This is a genomic window from Shewanella sp. (assembly GCF_051658185.1).
GTDB lineage: Bacteria > Pseudomonadota > Gammaproteobacteria > Enterobacterales > Shewanellaceae > Shewanella.
In genome coordinates, this window is sequence record NZ_JBOFMC010000118.1 from 1 (window position 1) to 23,472 (window position 23,472).

13 protein-coding genes and 4 tRNA genes are annotated in these 23,472 nt (G+C 47.6%); 5 read left to right on the forward strand and 12 right to left on the reverse strand.

The window, feature by feature from the left end:
* Window positions 1–317 precede the first annotated feature (317 nt).
* The 4 genes from ubiK to ACRCZA_RS04995 all read right to left on the reverse strand — a co-directional run bounded on the left by ubiK (window position 318) and on the right by ACRCZA_RS04995 (window position 5,775).
* Window positions 318–572 (reverse strand): ubiquinone biosynthesis accessory factor UbiK, encoded by a 255-nt coding sequence (ubiK, locus tag ACRCZA_RS04980; protein WP_438673366.1) that lies wholly within the window; start codon window positions 570–572, stop codon window positions 318–320.
* A gap of 389 nt (window positions 573–961) precedes the next feature.
* A complete protein-coding gene (locus tag ACRCZA_RS04985) occupies window positions 962–4,051 on the reverse strand; it encodes a multidrug efflux RND transporter permease subunit (protein WP_438673367.1) in 3,090 nt (1,029 codons plus the stop codon).
* A gap of 13 nt (window positions 4,052–4,064) precedes the next feature.
* Window positions 4,065–5,183 (reverse strand): efflux RND transporter periplasmic adaptor subunit, encoded by a 1,119-nt coding sequence (locus ACRCZA_RS04990; RefSeq protein ID WP_438673368.1) that lies wholly within the window; start codon window positions 5,181–5,183, stop codon window positions 4,065–4,067.
* A gap of 19 nt (window positions 5,184–5,202) precedes the next feature.
* Window positions 5,203–5,775: a TetR/AcrR family transcriptional regulator gene (locus tag ACRCZA_RS04995; RefSeq protein ID WP_438673369.1), complete on the reverse strand. Its 573-nt coding sequence runs from the start codon at window positions 5,773–5,775 to the stop codon at window positions 5,203–5,205.
* Window positions 5,776–6,028: 253 nt separating this feature from the next.
* Here ACRCZA_RS04995 and rep point away from each other — a divergent pair, with 253 nt between their 5' ends.
* Window positions 6,029–8,041, forward strand: a complete 2,013-nt coding sequence (gene rep, locus ACRCZA_RS05000) for a DNA helicase Rep (protein WP_438673370.1) — start codon at window positions 6,029–6,031, stop codon at window positions 8,039–8,041.
* A gap of 82 nt (window positions 8,042–8,123) precedes the next feature.
* On the opposite strand, the gene ACRCZA_RS05005 is transcribed toward rep, so the two are convergent.
* Entirely contained in the window at window positions 8,124–9,980 is a 1,857-nt protein-coding gene (locus ACRCZA_RS05005; protein WP_438673371.1) for a diguanylate cyclase domain-containing protein, read from the reverse strand.
* A gap of 211 nt (window positions 9,981–10,191) precedes the next feature.
* On the opposite strand from ACRCZA_RS05005, the gene ACRCZA_RS05010 reads away from it, so the two are divergent.
* The 4 genes from ACRCZA_RS05010 to ACRCZA_RS05025 all read left to right on the forward strand — a co-directional run bounded on the left by ACRCZA_RS05010 (window position 10,192) and on the right by ACRCZA_RS05025 (window position 10,805).
* Window positions 10,192–10,268: transfer RNA gene (locus ACRCZA_RS05010), tRNA-Arg, on the forward strand.
* 57 nt (window positions 10,269–10,325) lie between these two features.
* Window positions 10,326–10,401, forward strand: a tRNA-His gene (locus ACRCZA_RS05015).
* A gap of 134 nt (window positions 10,402–10,535) precedes the next feature.
* Window positions 10,536–10,612, forward strand: a tRNA-Pro gene (locus ACRCZA_RS05020).
* 116 nt (window positions 10,613–10,728) lie between these two features.
* A tRNA-Pro gene (locus ACRCZA_RS05025) sits at window positions 10,729–10,805 on the forward strand.
* A gap of 312 nt (window positions 10,806–11,117) precedes the next feature.
* Here ACRCZA_RS05025 and ACRCZA_RS05030 read toward each other — a convergent pair.
* The 7 genes from ACRCZA_RS05030 to ACRCZA_RS05060 form a co-directional block, all read right to left on the reverse strand.
* Window positions 11,118–13,037: a bifunctional diguanylate cyclase/phosphodiesterase gene (locus tag ACRCZA_RS05030; protein WP_438673372.1), complete on the reverse strand. Its 1,920-nt coding sequence runs from the start codon at window positions 13,035–13,037 to the stop codon at window positions 11,118–11,120.
* Window positions 13,038–13,045: 8 nt separating this feature from the next.
* Complete coding sequence (locus ACRCZA_RS05035) at window positions 13,046–13,753, reverse strand: transglutaminase-like cysteine peptidase (RefSeq protein WP_438673378.1); 708 nt, start codon at window positions 13,751–13,753, stop codon at window positions 13,046–13,048.
* Between the two features lie 32 nt (window positions 13,754–13,785).
* The gene (locus tag ACRCZA_RS05040) at window positions 13,786–14,397 is read right to left on the reverse strand and encodes an OmpA family protein (protein WP_438673373.1); all 612 of its coding nucleotides are present in this window, start codon (window positions 14,395–14,397) and stop codon (window positions 13,786–13,788) included.
* Complete coding sequence (locus ACRCZA_RS05045) at window positions 14,394–15,815, reverse strand: TolC family outer membrane protein (RefSeq protein WP_438673374.1); 1,422 nt, start codon at window positions 15,813–15,815, stop codon at window positions 14,394–14,396. The genes ACRCZA_RS05040 and ACRCZA_RS05045 overlap by 4 nt, the downstream gene beginning before the upstream one ends.
* A 26-nt stretch (window positions 15,816–15,841) precedes the next feature.
* Window positions 15,842–17,224 carry an HlyD family type I secretion periplasmic adaptor subunit gene (locus ACRCZA_RS05050; protein ID WP_438673375.1) on the reverse strand — a complete coding sequence of 461 codons (1,383 nt, stop codon included), beginning with the start codon at window positions 17,222–17,224 and terminating at the stop codon, window positions 15,842–15,844.
* Window positions 17,224–19,398, reverse strand: a complete 2,175-nt coding sequence (locus ACRCZA_RS05055) for a type I secretion system permease/ATPase (RefSeq protein ID WP_438673376.1) — start codon at window positions 19,396–19,398, stop codon at window positions 17,224–17,226. Before ACRCZA_RS05055 ends, ACRCZA_RS05050 begins: the two co-directional genes overlap by 1 nt.
* Before the next feature lie 90 nt (window positions 19,399–19,488).
* Window positions 19,489–23,472 (reverse strand): VCBS domain-containing protein (locus ACRCZA_RS05060; RefSeq protein ID WP_438673377.1); only part of this gene is annotated, 3,984 nt, incomplete at its 5' end.

Below are 23,472 nucleotides of genomic sequence, written 5' to 3' on the forward strand. Positions count from 1 at the left end.
CTATGAAGTTATAGACAGGTCAAATGGTCTTCGCAAAAAAGAGAGATGAAAATGGATTGGCTTAACAAGTGATGGCGCTTAAGGCATAGAGCTTTACAGATCTACAGTTTGTTCAGGTGAGTGCGTTAATAACGGGTCGAGAGGAGGGGCTGAAGCTGGCATTCTTCATTTTTCAACCACATGAGTAGCACATGAGTAGAATGCCATTAACACAGATTTTTATACTCTCTGTTTAGGCCGCATAACGGCACAGCACTGGCGCGAGTTCGCATAAGCGCCAGTTTATCCGCAGTAAAAAATCTTTAAAACTTAGCTCGTTAGTCAGTGGCATTGAGTCGTTTTTCGAGCTCATTAACCTGCGCTTGCAATGCTTCTAGCTTTTCACGGGTTTTGAGCAGGACATGTTGCTGCACTTCAAACTCTTCGCGCGATACCATGTCTAATTTAAGTAATTGATTATGGAGCACTTGCTTGCTGCGCTCTTCAAATTCGCCCGCAAATTGCTTCAGGCCGCTGGGTAAGTTGTCGCTCAGCTGTTTGGCCATTTCTTCGATTTTTTTCGGATTGATCATTATGTTGTCCACCAGTTCACTGTGTTGAGCGATTGTAACTCACTGGCACAGCTTTCCCAAATACTCGCTTCCCCGTATCTCGGCGCCATTAAATTCTCCTTTTCAACTCACCCTTTGCCCCAATGAGGGCGCGAGGGGAGCTGTGCTCGACTTAACCTGTAGTCACCATGGTAGATGCAGGCGCAGGATTGCTTGGCGGCGCAGAATGCGTGGAGCCACGGGATGCACAGTGATGTGAGCCAATTAATGGCGGTGAATCGGATAGCGGTGTGCTTGGTGAGCGCTTTAGGGGGGAACACCGACGCCTTAAGGCGTCGGTGTTGGTGGTGCATGAGTGCTCGCTTAGCTGGGTAACTCAGTGGCTCAAGTGAGTTAGTCGCTCAAGTGAGTTAGTGACTTGGCGCGGGGATATCGGTGTTTTCATCAAATACCGGTAACGGCTCATGTTTTTCAGCAAGATAGGTGTAGATCACCGGCAAGACAAACAGGGTGAATACTGTGCCTATCGACAGGCCTGCCACAATCACAATGCCAATGTTGAAGCGAGCTACCGCCCCAGCGCCTGAGGCAAAGAGCAGGGGTAATAAGCCCGCGATCATCGCCGCCGTGGTCATTAAAATCGGGCGTAACCGTATGGTTGCCGCCAGTTTAATGGCCGCCATTTTACTTAGGCCGCGATGCAATTGCTCCTCTTTGGCCACTTCACACATCAAAATCCCGTGCTTAGTGATAAGACCGACCAAGGTGATGAGGCCGACCTGAGTGTAAATGTTGATTTTGGCTAAGCCAAAGACATGGGTCCAGCCGAGCACAATTAGGGCGCCGCTAATCGCCAGAGGCACTGACACCAAAATCACCAGCGGATCTTTGAGGCTTTCAAACTGACTGGCCAAGACGAGGAAAATAATCGCAATCGCCAGTAAGAAGGTGGCATACAGCGCCGAACCTTCGGTGACAAATTGCCGAGCCTCGCCGAGGAAGTCGTAGCTGTAACCTTTGGGCAGATCGTTATCGCCAATGTCCTGCAGGAAGCTGATCGCATCGCCAATCGCTACGCCAGGAGAGGCTACGCCGCCGACTGTCAGAGCATTCATTTGGTTGAAATGCGGCAAGGAACGTGGCTCAGAAACCATTTCAATGTCCACTAAGCTCGACAGCGGGATGGCACGACCATCGGCCGCTTTCACATAGTAATTGGCTAAGGATTCCGGGTTCGCGCGTAAGTGGCGCTCGACCTGTGGGATCACCTCGTAGGAGCGGCCATCCAAGTTAATCCGGTTGACGTAGCCATCGCTCATCATGGTCGATAGCGTGATGCCAATATCCTGCATGGTGACGCCGTAGGTGCCGGCCAAGTCACGTTTGATCCGCAGTTTCATGGTGCCAGAATCAAATTTCAAGTTGATTTCTGAGTAGACAAACAGCGGACTCTTTTGGACTTTTTCGAGCACACTGGTACCGATTTGGAACAGGCTAGCAAAGGAGTTCGAAGTGGTGATCACAAATTGGATCGGTAAACCGCTGGAAGCGCCCGGTAATTCTGGCATTTGGAAGGTGGTTACAGCCATGCCGGGGATGTGTTTAACTTCCTTGGCAAAAAACTCCTGCATTTGTTTTTGGCTTCTTTCCCGCTCACTCCAAGGCACCAAGGGCGCAATACCAAAGGCTTGGCTTGAGCTGGGGACGCCCACAAAGGCGAGCGAGGCGGCAGATTCTGGCTGCGCCTTAATCATATCCGTCACCAGACTCATATTGGCTTGAATATAATCCAAGTTGGCGGTTGAGGGCGCGGTGCCCATCATCATCACCACGCCTTTATCTTCTGTTGGTGCTAATTCTGAGGGGATAAACTTAAACAGCACTGGCAAGGAGGCAAACACGATCAGCGCAAATGCCACGATCACCGGGCGGCGCGCCATCACGGCATCAAGCATGTTGCTGTAGCGGCGCGTTAAATTATCGAGAAACGACTCCACGCCCAGCTCAAACCGATTCGGCGTGGTGTGTGGTTTAAGAATTTTGGCACACATCATCGGCGATAATGTTAACGCGACAATCCCCGAGATAAATACCGCCCCTGCCAGCGTGAGGGCAAACTCCTTAAATAACGAACCGGTGATCCCGCCCATAAGCGCGATTGGTGCGTACACCGCGGCCAAAGTGATGGTCATTGAGATCACCGGCACGGCGATTTCACGGGTACCAATAATGGCGGCCCTAAAGGGTGATTCGCCCAGTTTGATATGACGATCGACGTTTTCAACCACCACAATCGCGTCATCCACCACTAAACCGATGGCGAGTACCATGGCAAGTAAGGTCATCAGATTTAGGGTAAAACCAAACATCTGCATGATGATGGCCACCCCAATTAATGACAATGGGATCGTCACAATCGGGATAATCACCGCCCGCAGCGAACCGAGGAAGAGGGTGATGACCACGATCACAATCAGCGCCGCTTCGCCAATGGTTTTGACGACTTCCTTGATGGATTCATCAATGGCTAATGAGGAATCGTAGAGGATCCTTGACTCGATAGAAGGGGGTAAATTGCGATTGATTTCAGGTAATAATGCGCGGGTATCTGCCGCCACTGTGAGTGGGTTGGCCGTTGGCGTCACATCTAAGCCAATGACCACCGCTTCTTTGCCGTTGGCTAAGGCGCGGTAGATGTCATGGCTTTTGTCGAGGCTAACGTCGGCAATATCGCCAAGGCGCACCACTAAGCCGTCTTTACTGCCAATCACTAAACGTTTTAATTCTTCAATGGTGGCAACTTGGGTGTCGGCGGTACCATTAAACAGGGTGTAAACGCTGTTGGTTTGGCCTACTGCAGATTGGTAGTTGTTGGCCTGAAGCACCTGCATGACATCGCTGGCGGAGAGATTAAATGCTCCCATGCGCGCGGGATCGAGCCAGATGCGCATGGCGTATTTGATACCGCCGTAGAGGTTCACTTTGGCGACGCCATCAATCGTAAAGAGTTGAGGTTTGACGACGCGCTCTAGGTAATCGGTGAGCTGGCTAGAATTGATTTGATCGCTAAAAAACGAAATATACAGCACCGAGGTTTGCGAACCTGTCGACATTTCGACGCTGGGGTCCTCAGCTTCTTTGGGCAGCTGTGAGCGCACCGAGTTCACCTTAGCTAAAATATCCGCTAAGGCGCCATTAGGCTCGGTATTGAGCTTCATATATACCGAAATCTTGGAGTTACCAAGGAAGCTATCTGAGGTCATAAAATCGACGTTATCGGCCTGAGCGAGCGCCTGCTCTAACGGCTGAGTGATAAAGCCTTGGATCAGGTTGGCATCGGCACCGTAATAACTGGTCGTGACGGTGATGACCGTATTGGTCATTTTGGGGTATTCACGCACCTGCATCTTGTTTAGGGCGTTAAAGCCCAGTAGCAGCAACAGGAAGCTGATGGAGGCGGCAAGCACTGGCCGCCGAATAAATATGTCAGTAAAACGCATTATCTAGCTCCTGTTACAACTTGGGCATCGTGGCGGTGGGCGTGAGCGCTTTATCCTCAACGACCTTCACCTTGCTGTTGTTGCTTAGGCGAATCTGTCCTGAAGTCACAATCCGATCGCCGACCTTGATATCGCCACTGACTAATGCATCGTTGCCATTGCGTTCTAATACGGTCAGGTTGAGCTGTTTAACGCGCTCAAGTTGCTTACCATCTTCTTCAACATTCTCAATTACATAAATTGAGTTACCGTAGAGCGTGAAGTTAATGGCGGTTTGTGGCAGGACAAATTGGTTTTCAAGTTTGGGTAATAAAATGGACACCCGAGCAAACATCCCGCTGCGCAGTTTGGCGTTATCGTTAGGGATACGTGCTTGCACTTGGATTAGGCCGCTTTGGAAGAAGACCGCAGGCTCAATTGCAGCAATTTCGCCTTCGAAGGGTTGCTCAGGGTAGGAATCGACGTAAATATGAGTTTTTTGTCCAACGGCAATTCGCGGCAATTGGGTTTGGGGGATCGTAAAACGGATCTTCATGGTGCTGATATCTTCTAGGCGCACAATGTCGGTGCCCGGTTGCAGGTATTCACCGAGATTGATATTGCGGATCCCGACGAGGCCGCCGAAGGGCGCGGTAATTTCGCGGCGCTCGATGGTGGCTTTCAAGCTTTCAATATCCGCCTGCAGTGCCAGATATTTGGACTCGCTATTATCTAAATCCTGTTTAGAGATAGATTTTTGCCCGTAGAGCTTGGATAGGCGCTTAAAATCAGCTTCAGCGGCTGGCAGTTGCACCATCTTACTTTTTAGATTGGCTCTTTCGACTTTCGCATCGAGTTCTGCCAGCATTTGCCCTTTTTCGACCCGTGTACCGTTTTCAAAACTAATGCGGGTAACGCGTCCTGCTAGCTCGTTGGCAATGGTCACGCCTTGCTGGGGCTCAACAAAGCCAATGGCGTCGATAGTGGGCTGCCAGCTCTGCGCGCTGAGGGTCATCGCCGTTACCGGGAACTCCGCCTCGGGCATGTTGGCGATGGCATCGGCAATCTTACCTTTGACCATCAGGTTAAAACCGATCACTGAGCCAAAAGCAAGCACAGCAATCACGAGCATACTAAGGGTCCATTTTTTCATGACGCTAAAAGTTCCTGGGTTAAGTTTTTGAAGGAATTGAAATTGCCATTAGGCACAACTCGCAGGCTTGGGTTATTTCAATTTCGTTACAGTCAATTTGACCGCGGCGTAGACGTTTAGCTATGGCTACGGCCGGTTCAAAGGCGATAGAAAACAACATTTCATTATGGAGTGGCTGAATAATCCCTTGCTGTTTAGCCGCTTCAAACAGGTGATGAAGTTGCTTAAATATTTCCTTTTCAAATGCTTGATGCTCGGGCGCATCGACACCCGGCAGCTGTGAATATTGTGCAAAACTTAAGTTAGCGTGAGATTGCTCGCGGCCTAGTTGAATGATATTGAACCAGATCCGTTTAAAGCGCTCATTAAAGGTGCCGAGGTTGATGTCATCGAAGAGCTTATCGGCGATCAACTGCAACACATTTTTACGCAACTCAATGATTAAATCGTCCTTATCTTTGAAATAACGATAAATGGTGCCCGCCGCGACGCCTGCCTCTTGGGCCAGTTTTTGCATTGACAGGTTATGCAGTCCTTGGGTGGCGATAATGGTCTCCGCCGCGCGCAGGATTAAATCACGTTTATTATCCATTTCATTTACCAGAATCAGCGGTGAATGAACGTTCATTCACCGCTGATTTTAGTGCCTTTATCAATGTTTGGCAATCCTAGTGAATAAAAAATAGCCCATTTAAATCAGCGTGGATGCGTGTAGTGTTTGGGGGCGGTTGATGCGTGGTGGTTGAGAAGGCCTGCGGCTAAGCGTGGGGGATTTGTTAGCCTTAAAACCCCCGATTCTGCTATGATCTGCTCCCTTTTGTTGGCTTGTTGGATATCGCACAAAGATGAAACTCAATCCCGCCCAAAACGATGCTGTTCATTACGTTTCTGGTCCTTGCTTAGTGCTGGCGGGAGCGGGCAGTGGCAAAACCCGGGTTATTATCAATAAAATTGCCTACTTAGTGGAAAAATGTGGCTATCAGGCGCGTAACATTGCCGCGGTAACCTTTACCAATAAGGCGGCGCGGGAGATGAAGGAGCGGGTGGCGCAATCCATGGGCCGCAAAGAGGCGAGAGGTTTGTGGATTTCAACCTTCCACACCCTTGGGCTGGAGATCATTAAGCGTGAACACAAGATATTAGGTTTAAAGTCGGGGTTTTCGTTATTTGATGACCAAGATACCTTGGCGTTGCTGAAAGAATTAACCCAAGACGAGTTAGCTGAAGATAAGGATTTACTCAAAGCCCTTGCCAGTGCAATTTCAAACTGGAAGGGAGGGTTAATCATTCCCGAACATGCGCGTAAGATCGCTAAGGATGAACAGCAGCACCTCTTTGCCATGCTGTATGAGCGTTACGCTCAGCACATGAAAGCCTATAATGCCTTGGATTTTGACGATTTAATCCTGATGCCGACCTTGCTGCTACGTCATCATGAAGAGGTGCGGACCCGTTGGCAAACTAAAATCCAATACCTACTGGTGGACGAATACCAAGACACCAATACCAGCCAGTATGAAATGGTCAAATTGCTGGTGGGGGAGCGCGCGCGTTTTACTGTGGTGGGTGACGATGATCAATCCATTTATTCTTGGCGCGGTGCCAAGCCACAAAATCTGGTGCTATTGGGCAAAGATTTTCCCAAGCTTAAGCTGATTAAATTGGAGCAAAACTACCGCTCAAGCCAGCGAATTTTGCGTGCCGCCAATATCCTGATCGCCAATAATCCTCACGTTTATGATAAAGCGCTGTTCAGCGAGCTGGCCTATGGCGAACCGCTGCGAGTGCTGTTTGCCGCCAATGAAGAGCAAGAAGCAGAGCGCGTTGTGGCCGAGATTGTCCGCCACAAGTTTGTGGGACGAACCCAATTTGGCGATTATGCGATTTTGTATCGTGGCAACCATCAATCGCGGTTGCTTGAACGCGCGCTGATGACCAACCGTATCCCCTATAAGCTCAGCGGTGGCACCTCATTTTTTGCTCGGGCAGAAATTAAGGACATCATGGGGTATTTAAGGCTGGTAGTGAATCCCGACGATGATAATGCCTTTTTACGGGTCGTGAATTTACCTAAGCGGGGGATTGGTCCCTCCACCTTGGAGCGTTTGGGTAACTTTGCCAATGAAAAGCATATTTCCATGTTTGCCGCGATTTTTGAGCCTGAACTGAATCATTACTTGCCGCCAGCGGCGATGTCATCCTTGTATCAGTTTGGGCGTTTTATTGTCGAAACCGGCGATCAGGCCCAGCGCGGTGAGGGTGTGGAAGCGGTAAAACAGCTGATCCGCAACATTCATTACGAAGACTATTTATACGAAAGCAGTACCAGCGCTAAGGCCGCAGAGATGCGCATGAAAAATATCTCAGAATTGTATCGTTGGGTCACTGAGATGCTCGCCGGTGATGAATTAGATGAGCCTATGACGCTCCCCGAGGTAGTGAATCGACTGACCTTGAGGGATATGATGGAACGCAACAGTGAAGACGAAGGTGGCGATCAGGTGCAGTTAATGACTTTGCATGCCTCGAAAGGATTAGAGTTTCCCTATGTGTTTATGGTGGGCGTTGAGGAACGCATTTTGCCCCATCAAACCAGCATTGATGAGGACAATGTCGATGAAGAGCGCCGTTTAGCCTATGTGGGGATCACCCGCGCACAGCGAGAGCTCTGGTTTACCCTGTGCCGCGAACGCCGTCAATTTGGTGAAACCATGCGCTGCGAACCGAGTCGCTTCCTGTTGGAATTGCCACAGGATGATGTGGTATGGGAAAACCGTAAACCGCAGCAGACCGAGCAAGAGCGCATGCAAACGGGGCGCAGTCATATTGCTAACTTGAGGGATATGTTTAAAAAATAATGAGTTATTTAAATTTATTTCATCGAGTCGCACTGGGCACTCTGCGCCAACGGGTTGCCTTGGTTAACTTGAAGCGTCCGGGCTAACTCTCATCAAAGATGACGTAACAACCTTTGCCATTAGCTTTGGCTTGATACATGGCGATGTCAGCATTGCGCAAAATGGATTCGCTGGTATTTAATCGATGGTTGTTACTCATCGAGATCCCAATACTGGCACCGGAGTGAAACTCGACGGTTCCTGATTTGTAGGGTTGGGAAAGTTGACGGATAACTCGCTCTGATACTTCCTTGGCGTCCTCAATGCTGTGGATGCTATCTAAGAGGATCACAAATTCATCCCCGCCGAGTCTGGCCAGCGTATCATTGCAACGAACGCATGTTCGCAGGCGATTTGCGGCTTCAATTAAAAATCTATCGCCTTCAATATGGCCAAGGGTGTCGTTGATCTGCTTAAAGCGGTCGAGATCGATAAAGAGTAAGGCAAACTGATCGTCACTGTGGCGCTGAACATGAGTTATCGCCTGACTTAACCGTTCCATGAACATAGTGCGATTGGGCAGCCCTGTGAGGGCATCGTGTTTGGCATCGTGGACTAATTGCGCCTCGATATGACGGCGCTGCTGGATTTCCTTCTCAAGATTTTGATTTAATTCGGCAAGATCTTTGGTGCGGGCAATGACTTTTTCTTCAAGTTCTGCATAACTGCGGCGCAGGGATTCTGCCGACAGCTTTTTCTCAATGGCATTACCGATATGCTGTGAGACAAAGGTTAATAGCTCGAGGTCTTTTATTTGGTAATTTTGCGTCACACTCAAGCTATAAATGGTTAATGCCCCGCGCACTTGGTCATGAATAAACAGCGGAATGCCAATCCATTGGTGCATGGTTTGGGTATGGTTTAATGTCGGTGCTTTTCGATAAATTTCACCAGAGTCAATGAGCGATCTAATTTCATTTTGATTGAGTAGCAGTGGTCGTTTTTGTTTGAGCACATACTCGGTGAGTCCATCCTGCAGTGGGCGTGAGTCGGGGTGTTCTAGCCCTAATTGGGACACGAAAAAGGGAAAGTAAAGGTGGGTTTCCTCTTCATTTAATAGGGCAATGTAACAGTTGCTTGCTGGAATTAAGTGCTTAATAATATTGTGTAATTGCGAATAGAACAGTGGGTTTTCTGTGCTTGAGCTCGCTAACTCTGCGATATCAAACAGGGATTTTTGCAGACGTTCGGCTCTACGTCTTTCATAGACTTCAAGTTTGAGTTTTTCGTAAGCTTGGCTGAGTTCTTTGGTGCGCTCTTGTATGGCGATTTCCAATTGCTCTTGGTGTTTTAATCTCTCCATCACCCCAGCAATATGATGACAAATAAAGGTCATCAGTTCGACTTCAATATCCCCATAATGCACTTCGGTATCATAGGTTTGTACCACAAGGACGCCAGTTACAATATCTTCATGTTTTATGGGAACACCTAGCCATAAATGACAAGGAGACCCCAGGTGGACGATCTCTCCGGAACTGGCGAGTTCATTAATTCTATTGGTGTCACACAGTTGGGGGGTACCCGTCCGGAATACGTAACCCGTTAATCCTTGCTGCAACAAGGTCGACAGGTATTGTTCGGAATAAAGTTGGGCTGGATTGATATCTTTTTCATCGGCGAAGAAAGGCATGGCAATCTTGCCGGAAGTGACATCGATAGTCGCGATAAAAAAGTTATCAGCAGAGATCAGCTGTTTAAGGTGCTGATGTACCCCTAAATAGAATTCTTCTAATGAGCCTGCTAAGGTTGCGATGTGCGATAATTTAAGTAAGGCATTTTGAGTAATTTCGGCACGCTTATACTTGTTCGCTAAATATTTTAAGCGAATCAGCCGTTTTGTTAAACGTGCAATCTCTTTGTTATGACGTTGGGTCGCTTCATCCCCATCCTTAAACATGATGCTCACCTGGAGGATTCACCTTAGTTCGAGTGTAATGATTGACTGTTATCGTTATCATGAAAGAAGGTAAGGTCCAAAGTAAATTTCATTGACTTAGATTAAAAAGTATACGAACAAGTTAAAAGTTAAGCAATCAGCAAAAAAGTGCAAAATAGCTATAGACTCCGAGGTCGTTTGTCCATACTATATGCGGCGCTAACCAAGGCGGGCGCCCATAGCTCAGCTGGATAGAGCGCACCCCTCCGGAGGGTGAGGCCGAAGGTTCGAATCCTTTTGGGCGTACCATTTCCGTATAGAGTTGTGAGTTAGCGATGTAATTGGTTGTATAAGTGAAATACAGTGGTGATTGTAGCTCAGTTGGTAGAGTCCCGGATTGTGATTCCGGTTGTCGTGGGTTCGAGCCCCATCAGTCACCCCATTTCATTTCAAAATACTTAACAATAGACAGAGAGTGTCTGGTTAGGTATTTAAATGAATAGCGCAGTTTATCGCGCTTTTCCGCTTTTGAAGTGGAATAGAGGTTGAAATCCTCAATTATATTGATTTAACACTCGGTGATTAGCGCAGTCCGGTAGCGCATCTGGTTTGGGACCAGAGGGTCAGAGGTTCGAATCCTCTATCACCGACCACATTTATCTCAGCAGTGCTCTGAATGTAAATTAGGTCAACACTGGTGAGTCTCAAGTCATGCTTAATGATGATTATTGGATGTCTTTAGCGTACTTCAGGTGTAAAACAGCATATTCGGTGATTAGCGCAGTCCGGTAGCGCATCTGGTTTGGGACCAGAGGGTCAGAGGTTCGAATCCTCTATCACCGACCAAATAACAAAAAGCCTCAGTAATATTACTGAGGCTTTTTGCTTTTTGCTTTGAGCATGTGTTGATGACTTGGTTTGAGTGGATGGGTTAGTTTAGTTGGGTGAGTTTGTCTGTGAGCGCTATAGTCGTCTAGATAATCTTGGCGACGCTCTGGTTATTTTTTATCGCTATTGCGTTCAACATTGCCGATAACGTTGCACGAGTCAATTCTGTAGCAGTCTGTTTCGTATCGGCAAGGGGCACAGTGCCTCGCGGTTGAGTATTAACATCATAAAGCCCCGCAGGAGCTTTATGATTGATAACACGTGCTGTAACTAGTCTAAATTTACCGGCGGAGCGATGAAGCCTTGGTAGGCATCAGTACGCAGTTCATTAAAGCGCTGGAGTTGGTTTAGTTCTTGAATTCCCGTCACGATGACTTGAATATCCAATCCTTTAGCCACATTGATGATGGCACGGCACAGCTCACTGTTATGTAGGGCGTCATCGAAGTAGGAAAAGGATTGATCGAGTTTAACGTAACTGGGTCTTAACTCTTGCAGATACGCCATGGAACCAAATTGGCGCCCAAAATGATCTATCCCAAATTTTGCGCCATTATCACGAATGATATTACACAGATGAGCGCAGGAGGCGAGATCGCTATAGATGCCTGCCTCAGGGATCTCAAAGCAAATGCGTCCAACATGGCTGGCATTGCGTAGGAAATGGTTTAACCATTCATGGAATTGCCTGTCGGCAATACTTTGATTGGTCAAGTTAATCGCTACGGGCTCTGCGGTGCGCTCAAGGATTTTTTGCTCGTATACGGTTTCAATTAGGCATTTATCGAGTAAGGCGCCGAGGGAGAGGAGCTCAATATAGGGCATAAATTGCCCGGCGTGGACAAGTTTATCCCCGAGTGTTAATTGGCAATACAACTCCCGTTGCACAATACCATTGCCGTCGCAAAACTGAATCGGTTGCCATCTGAATTTAAATTTCTTATTGCTAATCGCTTGGGTTAGATTGTCTCGCCATTGCTCACGGGTGAATAGCTGCTGCTCTGTGGTTTCAAACCAGTGGAAGGTTTTACTTTCTTGGAGTGCTTTTTGGAGTGCATTATCAGCTTGAGCAAGAATATCAGAGGCTTGCATTTGGCTGATGCGCTCAGCAATACCGATAGCAAAGTGTTCATTGGGTTTACAACCTGCCTTGGAAATTTCTTGATTGATAGTGCGGATTAAGGTTTGTAGGTACTTACTGATTTGCTCATGTTCTACATCGGTCACGAGAAAGGCAAACTCATAGGCTGCGATACGGGCGATCACGCAGGGCGCAACTTCATTCAGGTGTTGTTGGAATTTTTCCGCAAGGATCCGAATCGTTTCGTCGCGTACTTGGTATCCGTATTTATTATGAACCTCTTCTAACCAATCGAGTTTGGCTAAAAACAGTGCGCCACTGCTGGGTTCGCTGAGCCATCCATTGAGTCGACTGACCGCATATTGCCGATTGGGTAAGCCGGATGCGGCATCGACGAGGTTTTTCTTGCGTAGCGCTCCGACCTCCTCATCAAGAGATTGAAATACCTGTTTTAATTGAGCTGACATGCTATTAAATGCGGCGACCAGATCTTTTAATTCTGTGGTATTGGGTAATGGCATGTCAGGGCCAAATTGGCGAGCCGCAATGTTTTTGGCATGTTCGGCTAAGGCGTGTAGCGGTTTTAGGATCCAAGTCAGCCCTAATCTGGCGGTGATGATGGCAACTAAAAATAAGAGCGAGAAGGCGATAATGGTGTTGGACATAATTCGCCATAATTCATGGTAGCCAAACCCTGGGTGCGCGGTAATTTCAAGCTGTGCTAGTTGTAACCAGCCTGAGGTGATCGTGCTTTCTTTTTTGATGGTGTTGAACAGGCCTAGATTAATAAACCACTGAGGCACACCTTCAATTTTAACGGGATTGTCCCACTCCTGTTGCTTACCATCTACCATCCAAGTCAGTTTCACGTTTTGATAATATCCGCCCTCAAAAATCACATTGACGAGTGTTTCTGCGGCGACGGTATCTCCTGACTCGAGCGCAGGAGTCAGCATAAGACCAAGCGATGTGCTGACATTATTTAGATCGGACTCCATTTGCTTAGTTAAAAAGCTTTGGGTCTCGGTAAATTGCACATAACCAACGCTTGCGACTACCAGCAAGAATAGGCTAAAAAGCAGCGAATATATCTGTCTAAACAGTGTCATCTTTGATGCTACTCCAGGGTTAATTTTGGTTGTTTGAGGCGGTCAACCCCCAACCTATAATTTAGATCGTTCCATTTTTCGAGTCGTGTTGACGAGCCTGATAATACACCTCGTCCTCGTTCTTTATTGATCCATAACTGTTTACCATTGAAGCTGTAAACGGGTAATAAATCCTTGCGTGCAGTTGCGGGTTTGATGGCCGGATCTAAGTTATCAAGCACTAAAGGAATTGACCCGGGGGTTTCATAATAGGCTAATACCATATGATATTGGTTAACGCTGGTTGCTTTAACCATGGTTATTCGCATTTTATCCTCAGCTATGCCTAATTGAAGTAGGGTGAAATATTTTGCGATTGAAAAATCTTCGCAATCCCCCCCATTGACGCCAATAAACTCCATCGGTGTTGCCCAATAATTGGATTCACCCCATAACTTAATATCATCAATGAACCTAAACATATTAAAGAAATTGTTCACTTCTAATAATTTTTGCTTTTCTTCTAATTTGTTGGCGTTGGACAACACGTTAAACCAAGCTCGTGCCCGTAGTTTCGCCCGTTCGCCATAACGCTTTTCAAGGGCGGTGGTTATTTGGTGTTCATCAAGCTGCCGTAGCGGTGCAGCATAAAGTAAGCTGATGCCTAAAGCTGACGCGATTAGGCCGAAGCGACAGACTCGTAAAAATAAATCTCGATAGTCAAAGTTGTTAGTCAAGTCTGTCACTCATGGCCTAATCGGTTCACCCATTATTGTGAGGTGTCATCCACGGAGTAAATGGTCCACTTCATATCTGTAGTGGTATCATCTCCGGTGACCTCTGCGACAACCCGCCTATTACGCTGCTCAGCTTCAGGGGTGTGCTGTGCAACGATAGGGCGGCTAGATCCATAACCTACAGCAGTCAGTCGACTTCTTTCAATACCAAAGCGACTGGCCAGTACCGAGGTAACAGCATCGGCACGTTCCTGGGACAATACCGCGTTGCGCTCATCGGTGCCTGTGTGGCTAGTATGGCCTTCAATCGTCACTTTGGTCGTTGGGTAGTGACGTAAAAAAATGGCGATGTCTTCAATTTGCGGATAATATTCTGGCGCAATATAAGCCGAGTCATTAGGAAATAAGATATTAATTTCTTTACGCTCATTGATGGCTTTTACTTTACCGCAACCGTAATTATCAGTACCTGCACCTTTTACAGTGTCAGTGCAGCGTTCGCGCGCTTCGATAACCCCATCCCCATCACCATCAGAAAGGTCATAGGCTTGGGTGGTCGTCATTTGGTCAATATCAACGGTGTCACGCATAGAACAGCTTGCTAAAAGCGTGATGATGCTGACGCATAAAAGAGTTGTTTTCATTTATATGCTCCGTCTTCATAGTTGTGCTCCCCGCGCCATGCTTCTGGGCGGGTGACTTTGAGTGAGTCTAATAAACGTCCGGTGGAGTTGAGCACGCGATACTTAGCAATGATCTCATCGTATTCCGCTTGTAAATAATCTTTACGTGCTTCAAAGAGTTCATTTTCAGTATCGAGTAAGTCGAGCAACGTACGTTGGCCTAAATTAAACTGTTGCGCATAAGCCGATTGGGTCTCTTTGGCGGCGATAACATGGTCGCGAATATATTGTTTTTGCGGGGCGAGACTTTCGAAGGCGTTCCAAGCTAGATTGACACCTTCGACCACTTCGCGTTGAGCTCGTTGCAGAATTTCTTTTGCTTCACTGAGTTTGTAAGCTGTTTCTTTTTCGCGGGCAAGATCTTTACCACCCGCAAATAAGTTATATCTGACCCGCACCATCGCCACAAGGTCATTGCTGTGCCCACCCACGTCAGTTTTAAATGCTCCTTTTCCTGAAATACCATCCTCGCCGCCGATGTCGTTATTCCAGTTGCCATTTAATTCTAATGACACTTTAGGGTAATAATTGGCTTGGGCTGATGAGCGTTCAGATTGGGCGGCACTGATATCATTGGCCGCAGATTTAAGTATCGGATGGTTTTCTTGAGCGGTGGCTAAGCCAGTATTCAGATCTTGAGGTAGCATATCTGCATCAGGTACTGGCTGAATCAGATCGACCGGTTCGGCAGCAACAATTTTTAAATATTGCGCTTTTGCATCGAGCAGGTTATTGCGGGCTGCAATAACATTGGCATTTGCGCGCGCAAGGCGGCCTGAAATTTGGGACAAATCAGCCGTAGATCCCAGGCCTGAATCGGTGCGTTGTTTGATTTGGTCATAGATACTTTTATGATTATCTAAGTTTTTTTCTGCTAATTTGAGTACTTCTGCGGTGCGCAGATAGTTTAAGTAGACCTTACTGACATCAAGCGCCATGTCTTCGGCCGCCGCGAGCAGTGCCCATTGCTCTGCGCTGGCTTCTCTGCTGTAACGGTCGACTTCACTGCTGGTATAAAAACCGTCAAACAGCATTTGTTTTAAGCTAACGCCGAGTTCGCCGGGGGTGAGTTCGGCCACGCCTTCGCGATCGACTTCACCGACATTAGGGCGCCGACGGGTCGATACACTGTTGGTTTGCTCATAACCGTAACCACCACTGATATCGACCGTGGGCATATATCCTGCAATGGCTTGGTTGACTTGCTCTTCTCTGGCTTTGAAGCGATTAAAGGCAACGCGCAGATCCGGATTGGTATCGAGAGTTTGTGCGACCGCTTGCTCTAACGTCTGACTTTGTGCCGATAATGGCAATAGCATAAATGCCAATATTGCGGCTATTTTGGAACATTTAAATTGTCGTGTTATTAAAGTCTTCATGGTAAACCTCCCGGTTAGTATTAGGCTTATCGCTCTTTAAGCGCAGTATCCTTAGCCCTTAATATTGGATTTAATATGTACTCAAGAATGGATCTTTGCCCCGTGATAATGTCAACGGTAGTTAACATTCCCGGGATAATTGGCATCTGTGTGCCATCGTCTTTAAGTAAACTCGATTCTTTTGTCCTCACTCGAATCAGGTAAAAACTATTGCCTTCTTCATCCTGTGATGTGTCCGCGCTGATGTGTTCAACTGTGCCGTTAAGGCCTCCATATCGAGTAAAATCATAGGCGGTAACTTTGACTATTGCAGGTAATCCTGGGTGTAAAAATGCAATATCTTTTGGCAGGATTTTGGTTTCTATCAGTAATTGATCCTCAGAGGGAACAATCTCAATAATATCAACCCCTGGTTGAACGACAGCGCCGAGGGTATTGATATGTTTTGTTTTAATGGTTCCATTGACTGGCGAGGTGATAATCGCTTTGCTCACCTTATCCTGCGCCCCGACCTGAGCCTCATTCATGCGGGATAATCGCGTTTGGGTTTCATTAAGCTGCGCGCGCAGCTCCGCGGCGTAGACGAATGCCGCTTCACGTCGTTTTAAAATGGCTTCATCTAACGCGGATTTAAGTTTTGGCCTTAAGAGGCGTAATGAATTGAGCTCTCCTTGCGCATCGTTAACGGCGCGCTCTAATTTGAGTAATTCAACCTCGGGTACAATTCCCTTTTTAGCTAATGGTCTGGTGAGTTCTAATTCCCTCGAAATCAGCTGCATACTGGTGGTTAGTGTGGTGGTTTTTGAGGCAAGCTCATCAATTTCTTGCTGTCTTTGCTGGATTTGACGCACTAAGATTTCAAGTTGATTGCTGAGGTTATCTAAACGACCGTGATATTCTTCCTCCTGTCTTTTTACGAGAGCCGGTTCGGTGTTGGCGATATCATCAGGGAACACTAAAGCTTGCTTGGTAATTTTGAGCTGTTCGCGCCAGTCTGACGTCATATCTGAAATGACGATGCTATTTAACTCTGCACGCATCCGAATGACGTTAGCTTTTAACCCGATCACTTCTTGTTCTTGTTGCGCATAATCAGAGCGAAAGCGGGTGTCATCAATCCGCACTAAGGGTTGCCCTTTGGTGACAATGTCGCCTTCTTGCACATACATTTCTTGCATAATGCCGCCATCCAAGCTTTGAATGACTTGCACCTGTGAGGATGGGATGACTTTGCCTGAACCATTGGTGACAGTATCGAGTTTGGAGAATCCTGCCCACGCCAAAAAACACAGCACCATAGCGGCGAGCGCCCAAATAATCAGCCGATGCCCGCTTGGCGCATCGGTCATCATGGCGCCATAGACATCATCGACCATTTCGAGATCATGAGTGGTGAGAGGTTTGCTCATTATTGCTGACCTCCGTTTAGCAGGCCAAAATTGAGTTTCTCTAACACTTCAGCCTTCGGTCCGTCAGCGACCACACGACCGCGCTCAAGTACGATAATGCGGTCAACAAGTTGCAATAAATGCATCTTGTGGGTGATAAGTAGCAGGGTTCTATCCTTACTCACATTTTGCATTGAACGGATAAATTGCTGTTCAGCGCGGGCATCTAAGCTTGCCGTTGGTTCATCCATCAATAGGACGGGGGGGTCATTGAGAGTGGCCCTTGCTAACGCGACGGTTTGCCGTTGTCCACGGCTCAGTGATAGGCCTCCTTCGCCTACTTGCTGATCTAATCCCTCCGCTTCTAGGTGGGTAAATTGGCTGACACCAGAGAGTTGTACGGCGCGGATGAGTTGATGTTCCGTTACTTGGCGAGTTCCAAACAAAATATTATCGCGAATGCTGCCGTGGAATAGCGTGACATCTTGAGGCAGGTAACCAAAGTTACGCCGCAAATCGCTGGGGTGAATTTGCGCTGAATCTACCCCATCATACCGTAAGCTTCCGGTGGTGGGCTGGAACAAACCGACCAGTAATTTTGCCAGAGTACTCTTACCTGAGCCATTGCGACCTATGATGGCGACCCGTTCACCGGGATTAATCGTCAATGACATGGGGTGCAAGACGGGTTTTTCAGAGCTGGGATAACTGAACCCGACATGATCAAGGTTTATCTTACCCAATAGTCGCAATTTACTAACGAGGTGGCCTTTATTTTCAAATTCATCTTCTTGCTGCATCAGCTCATTGAGTTGACGCAGGGCGCTGGCCGTGTGATTCGCGCGTGTCATTAGTCCTGCTAATTGGGCCATAGGTGCAATCGCTCGGCTTGATAACATAACCGCAGCGATGATCCCGCCCATGGAGATCACATTATCGGCCACGCGATAAACCCCTAAAATCACCACGCAAATCACAGTAAATTGCACAATGAAGTTGGCAATATTTGAAACGGAGTTGGACAGTTTTTTGGATTTTAATTGCCAATTGGCACTGTGGCCTATCATTTGTTGCCAGCTTTTTTGCACAACGCCTTCGGCGCCATTGGCTTTAATAGACTCAAGCGCGGAGAGGCTTTCAATTAAATGGCCGTGCTTGAGGCTGGAGAATTTACTGCCCTCTTCAATGGCCGCCTTTAATTTGGGTTGGGTATAAAGTGTATAGCCAATAATAATTGCGCCGCCGATAACGGGAATCACAGCAAGATCGCCAGCAACAATATAAATAACGATTAAGAAAAAGAGTGCAAAAGGGAGGTCGACCAAGGTGGTAATGGTGGCGGAGGTTAATATCTCGCGAATACTGTCGAATTCCCCCAGTTGTTTTGCCATGCCGCCAACACTCGGTGAGCGTTTTTCGAGGGGGATGCCAATGGCTTTGGCAAAGAGGCGTGATGACACAATGATGTCTACTTTTTTGCCAGCTACATCAATTAAATAACTCCTAAGCTGGCGCATGATGAGGTCGAAAAAGTATGCGATAGCGGCGCCTATTGCCAATACCCAAAGCGATTCGAAGGCAAGGTTAGGCACCACTTTGTCATAGACATTCATAATAAACAGTGGTGAAACTAGCGCGAACAGATTCACCAATACTGATGCAATTAACGCATCACGGTAAATAGGGGCTGAATCTTTGAGAGTTTGGACTAGCCAGTGGGTTTTATTGTCGTGCAGATGTACATCAAAGCCCATGTCGCCACGGTATTCTTGTTTCACTAAAAATAAATAACCAACGTACAGGGCTTCTAGTGCTTCGAGAGTGAGCGTTTCTGAGCCTCCCGTTTCGGGTAATTGAATAACGGCCTTATCCGATTCGAGATTAAGCTCGCGTAAAATGCAGGCTTTTTTATCCTTCAGTAATAAAATACAGGGTAACAATACTGGTGAGATCTGATTCAATCCCTTGCGGGATAATTTGGCGGCTAACCCGGCCCTGGATGCCGCTTGTGGGAGCAAATCTGGCGTTAACACAGCCCCAGCCAAAGGTAGTCCGGCTGCAAGTGAATCACTTGAGCACGGACTCCCAAAATGTTCAGTAAGAAGCACTAAACAATCTAGCAGTGGATCGACAATAACCCGCTGTGAAGCTGAAATGGTCCACTGCTCAATTCTTTCAGTCGCTGTAAAAGACACCTAGTTATCTATCCTTTGATATTTATATGGTTATTGAAAGTATCTGTCATGGCGGCCTATATTTCTATAGGCCGCCAAAATTGATTTTATTTATGGAATTTTATTGAGTTCATGTTCAAGGGGTGGCATGCCTGGTGAAGGCTCAGGCGTGACGGGTTGGGTATCGATAATTAACGGGCCATTACCATTTGAGCCTAATAGGCCATTGATTATGCCTGCATTATCGGCAACACCGTATTGACTGTAGAGATCAACCCCATCGAGCACAATATGCTGATCAAATACCCCATCCTTGTTGGCATCGATATCAATAATAGTCGAGCCTTTATCTAAGCTGAAAAAGAGGTAGTTTTCCAAGGTGTCGGCGGTTTCGCCTTGCAACAGATCGCTAAGATCCAGTTTGTCCTCCCGCACGTTGAAGTCTACGATGTGGTCTGTGCCCTTATCCGCGTCGGCATAGCGCCAGACGAAAGTGTCAGAGCCTCCCTCGCCACGCAGCATGTTATCACCGAGACCGCTTATTAGGGTGTCGCTACCCTCTCCGCCACGAAGCCAGTGATTATCCTCGTTGCTATCTTTTTCGCTAATTTCACGAATGCTATCGCCATTTGTGGATGAGTTGACTTGGTCGTCATCGAGCACTGACATTTGAGCGATGACATTTTGCATTTCAACTAGCGGAGCGCCATTAGCATTGACTGCGTTGACGTTGATTTTTAGGGTTGCACTAGAGGTGTCACCATCTCCATCGCGAATGGTATAGGTAAAGGTATCAACGGCACCACTTCCTATTTCATTAGCATTTTTAGTGACTTGATATTGGTATTCTCCATTTGCATTGAGCACCAAGGTGCCATACAAACCGGTGATGATTGCCCCTACTTGACCGAAGGCGCCGATGTTCGTGACATCACCTTTGGCTACGCCAATGATTTGCAAGGCAGAATCGGCGCCGATGTTGTCATTCTTCAGGACATCACCTTGGGTGTTAGGAAGCGTGTAGCCGTTGCCTGCAACCATTCTAACCACCAATTGATAGCTGGTAGCAGCGTTTTCATTGGTATAAATTGAGCTGACGACATTGCCATTAGCATCTTTAAAACCAATAACTTGCAGAGTGTAAACTTGGCCTTCGTAATTAAAGGTCACGTTAGTTTGACCGACTGTCACAATATCCCGAGGGTCGGCACCACTGTTGGATGTTTCATTGTGACTAAAGTTAAGCGCCAAAGTGACCGGCGTTGTTTTGCCATAGGCATCTGTCACGCTAAAATTCACTTCCATTGTGGCAGCTTTGATTGAAGTGCCAGAATTGATAGGGAAATTGTAGTGAGTAAACGTGCCTAGAACGATCTCTTGGTTTAAGGGCAGTGCGCCGCTTAAGGCTGCGTCATTATCGATAAAGCCATAACCAGACTGCTGACCATTACTGGCCGATGGTTTGCCCCAGCGCACTTGATCTAATGCAGTATCGTTATCATTGCTGTCGAATTTGTTGATATTGGTGCCGCCTTGAATGTTTTTCCACTCGGCCGCCACGCCAGAAAACTTAAACGAGTCGACGACGACATCAACATTATTGGTATCATTTGTTGCCTCAGGCTCTGCATCTTCAACGGTGACGGTGACGATAGATTCCGCCGTTTTCCCTGATGCATCGACAGCAACGACTTTAATGCCATCAATCACAAGATTATCTTGACCTACACCATGGGGAAGGGTGGTGAGCAACTCTGCTTTTACGCTGATATTGCCTTGTTCCCCTGCATTGATGGCCTCCCAGTCTAAGCTTAATCGCAGCGCTTCTCGCCCAAAAACGGTGCCAATTAATTCACCTTGGGCGTTCAAAGCCCAGTGGATTTGAGCATTGATACCTTGAACGGAAATCGCATTAACATCAGCAAATTTAAACAAGTTAATCTCATTTTGACCGGCGGTAAAACTGAGGGTTTTGCTGTCAATGTCACCGCTTGGACCTTGGATATCATCTTCACGCAGCAGCGCTTGGGCAAGCGGCGTATTTGCCAAGGGGGCAAGGCTTGGATTAATTGTGACGCTGACATGGCCGTCGCCGCTGTTGCTATCAAATACCACTTTGTCGCCGTCTTTATCCGTTGCCGTATAAGAGAACTCAATATCAATGGGGTCTTCAACAACGATAGTATTGGAGGCAACGCCGCTGACTTGGAATTCAGCGCCACTGACATAACTGATTTTTATGTTGGTGATGTCCGTGCCATTTGGCGCAAGTTGCTGAATTTCAAGGGTACCATTGATGGTCGCGGTTTTTGTTTCAGTGGTGCCATTTGCATAAGTAATGATATAGCTAATGACGGTGGAGTCTGAGGGCGTGCCATTGACTCCTGTCTTTAGGGCGATAGTGGCCGCATTAGTGCCGCTGCCATAGTTAAAGTTAATGTATTCACTAGCGCCAATAGAGGGGCCTCCGACACCGATACCGAAGCTATTGGAGTTGACTTTGTCGTTACCTGTAATCGTAATTAGGGTGTCAGACGCGGCAGGGCCTTTGGTGGCAAAGGTTCCATCATTAAGCACATAGTAAGCGTTGTTTGCCCCTGCTGGTGCGGTACTAAATTGCGCAATGACAGACTTATCAAGTTGAATTTCTTTAATTAAATTCAGCTGGTAATCGTAATTGCCGCCCGCATCTTTGATTGCAGTTAGGGTGAACACGGTTTCATTTGGATCAAAATCCCCGTCGTTATTTATATCTGCCCATGCGTTGAGGGTCATGCCACTCATGGTGTAATTCAGCGCTTGGCCTTGGTAGAGAATACCGGGGGTTTCAATGGCAAAGGTAATATGACCAATACCATCGGCGCCAGGGGCGAATAGGTTGCCTGTTACGCTGCCTGAGCCGTTAGTGAGTTCTGGGGTCAAAGATTCATCAACCTGATCGACAGGTGAATCATCCTCTACCGTGACGCCAAAGCTACCAGTGGTGCTGCCACCTTTATCGTCGGTCACTGTGATGCCGATATTAATGGGCAGCTCATCCTCTGAGTTAGTGTTGGGGTGATCCAGTGGCGCGGTTAGCACCAGGTTGTAAGTCCAATCACTGCTGCCTGATACCGGCGCGCTGAGCACGACGGTCATCACTTGCGCGTAGTTTGCTCCACCGATGGTGCCAGTGAATCCCGTGAGTGTTTGTGAACTCGCATCCCAACTCCAGTTAACCGGGGCTCCACCGGATGTTAATCCTGCTGGGCCAGATAGGGCAACCGTCAATGCGCTGCTATCAACATCGGTAATATTGATAGTGCCTGAAGCACTTACAGTGTTGACTGCATCGTTACTGCCAGCCGTATCCGCCAAACCATTTGTGAGGCCCTCTTCAGATACGCGACTGTTCGTTGCTGAGTTGATGACGGGCTTGTCGTTGACGTTGTTCAGGTTAATGGTCACCGCGGCGGTATCTGTGAGGCCTTTACTGTCGGTGACCAGTACATTGAAGTTGAACGTGCCTAAGTCAGCATCATCAATGTCTTGGTTTAAGGTGATAACACCGGTGATGGCATTGATGGTGAACACGCCATTGGTCAGGGTGCCATCTTCAAAGCTGTAGCTTAAAGTCTCGCCAGCATCTGGATCATCCGCTATGACGGTACCGACTACGGTGCCCGCAGTTGCGCCCTCGTTGAGGCTACCAAAGTTATAGGCATCGTTATTGGCGGCATCGCCAGCGACATCGGCACCAGAACGGAACTCAGGCGCATCATTAGTGCCATGAATGGTGATAGTCACTGTAGTGCTGGTCACGCCATCGGCGTTAAGTACGGTAAATGTGTCGGTTAAGGACTCGCCCGCTTTTAGCGCTTGAATAGCTGCTTGGCCGTTGTCTGCGGTGTAAACCCAGTTGCCATCGGCATCCAGAGTTAACGAGCCATAGTCGCCCGTGAAATTGTCCGCGATGAACTTATCTTCACCGGCATCGCCGCCAGTCCCCGCTTCCAGCGTGCCTGAGGTGACGAGGTTACCGTCGACATTCACGTTGGCATCTTCAGTTACGCTGCCGGTGTCAGCCACAAGGGTAGGGACATCGTCAGCACCGAC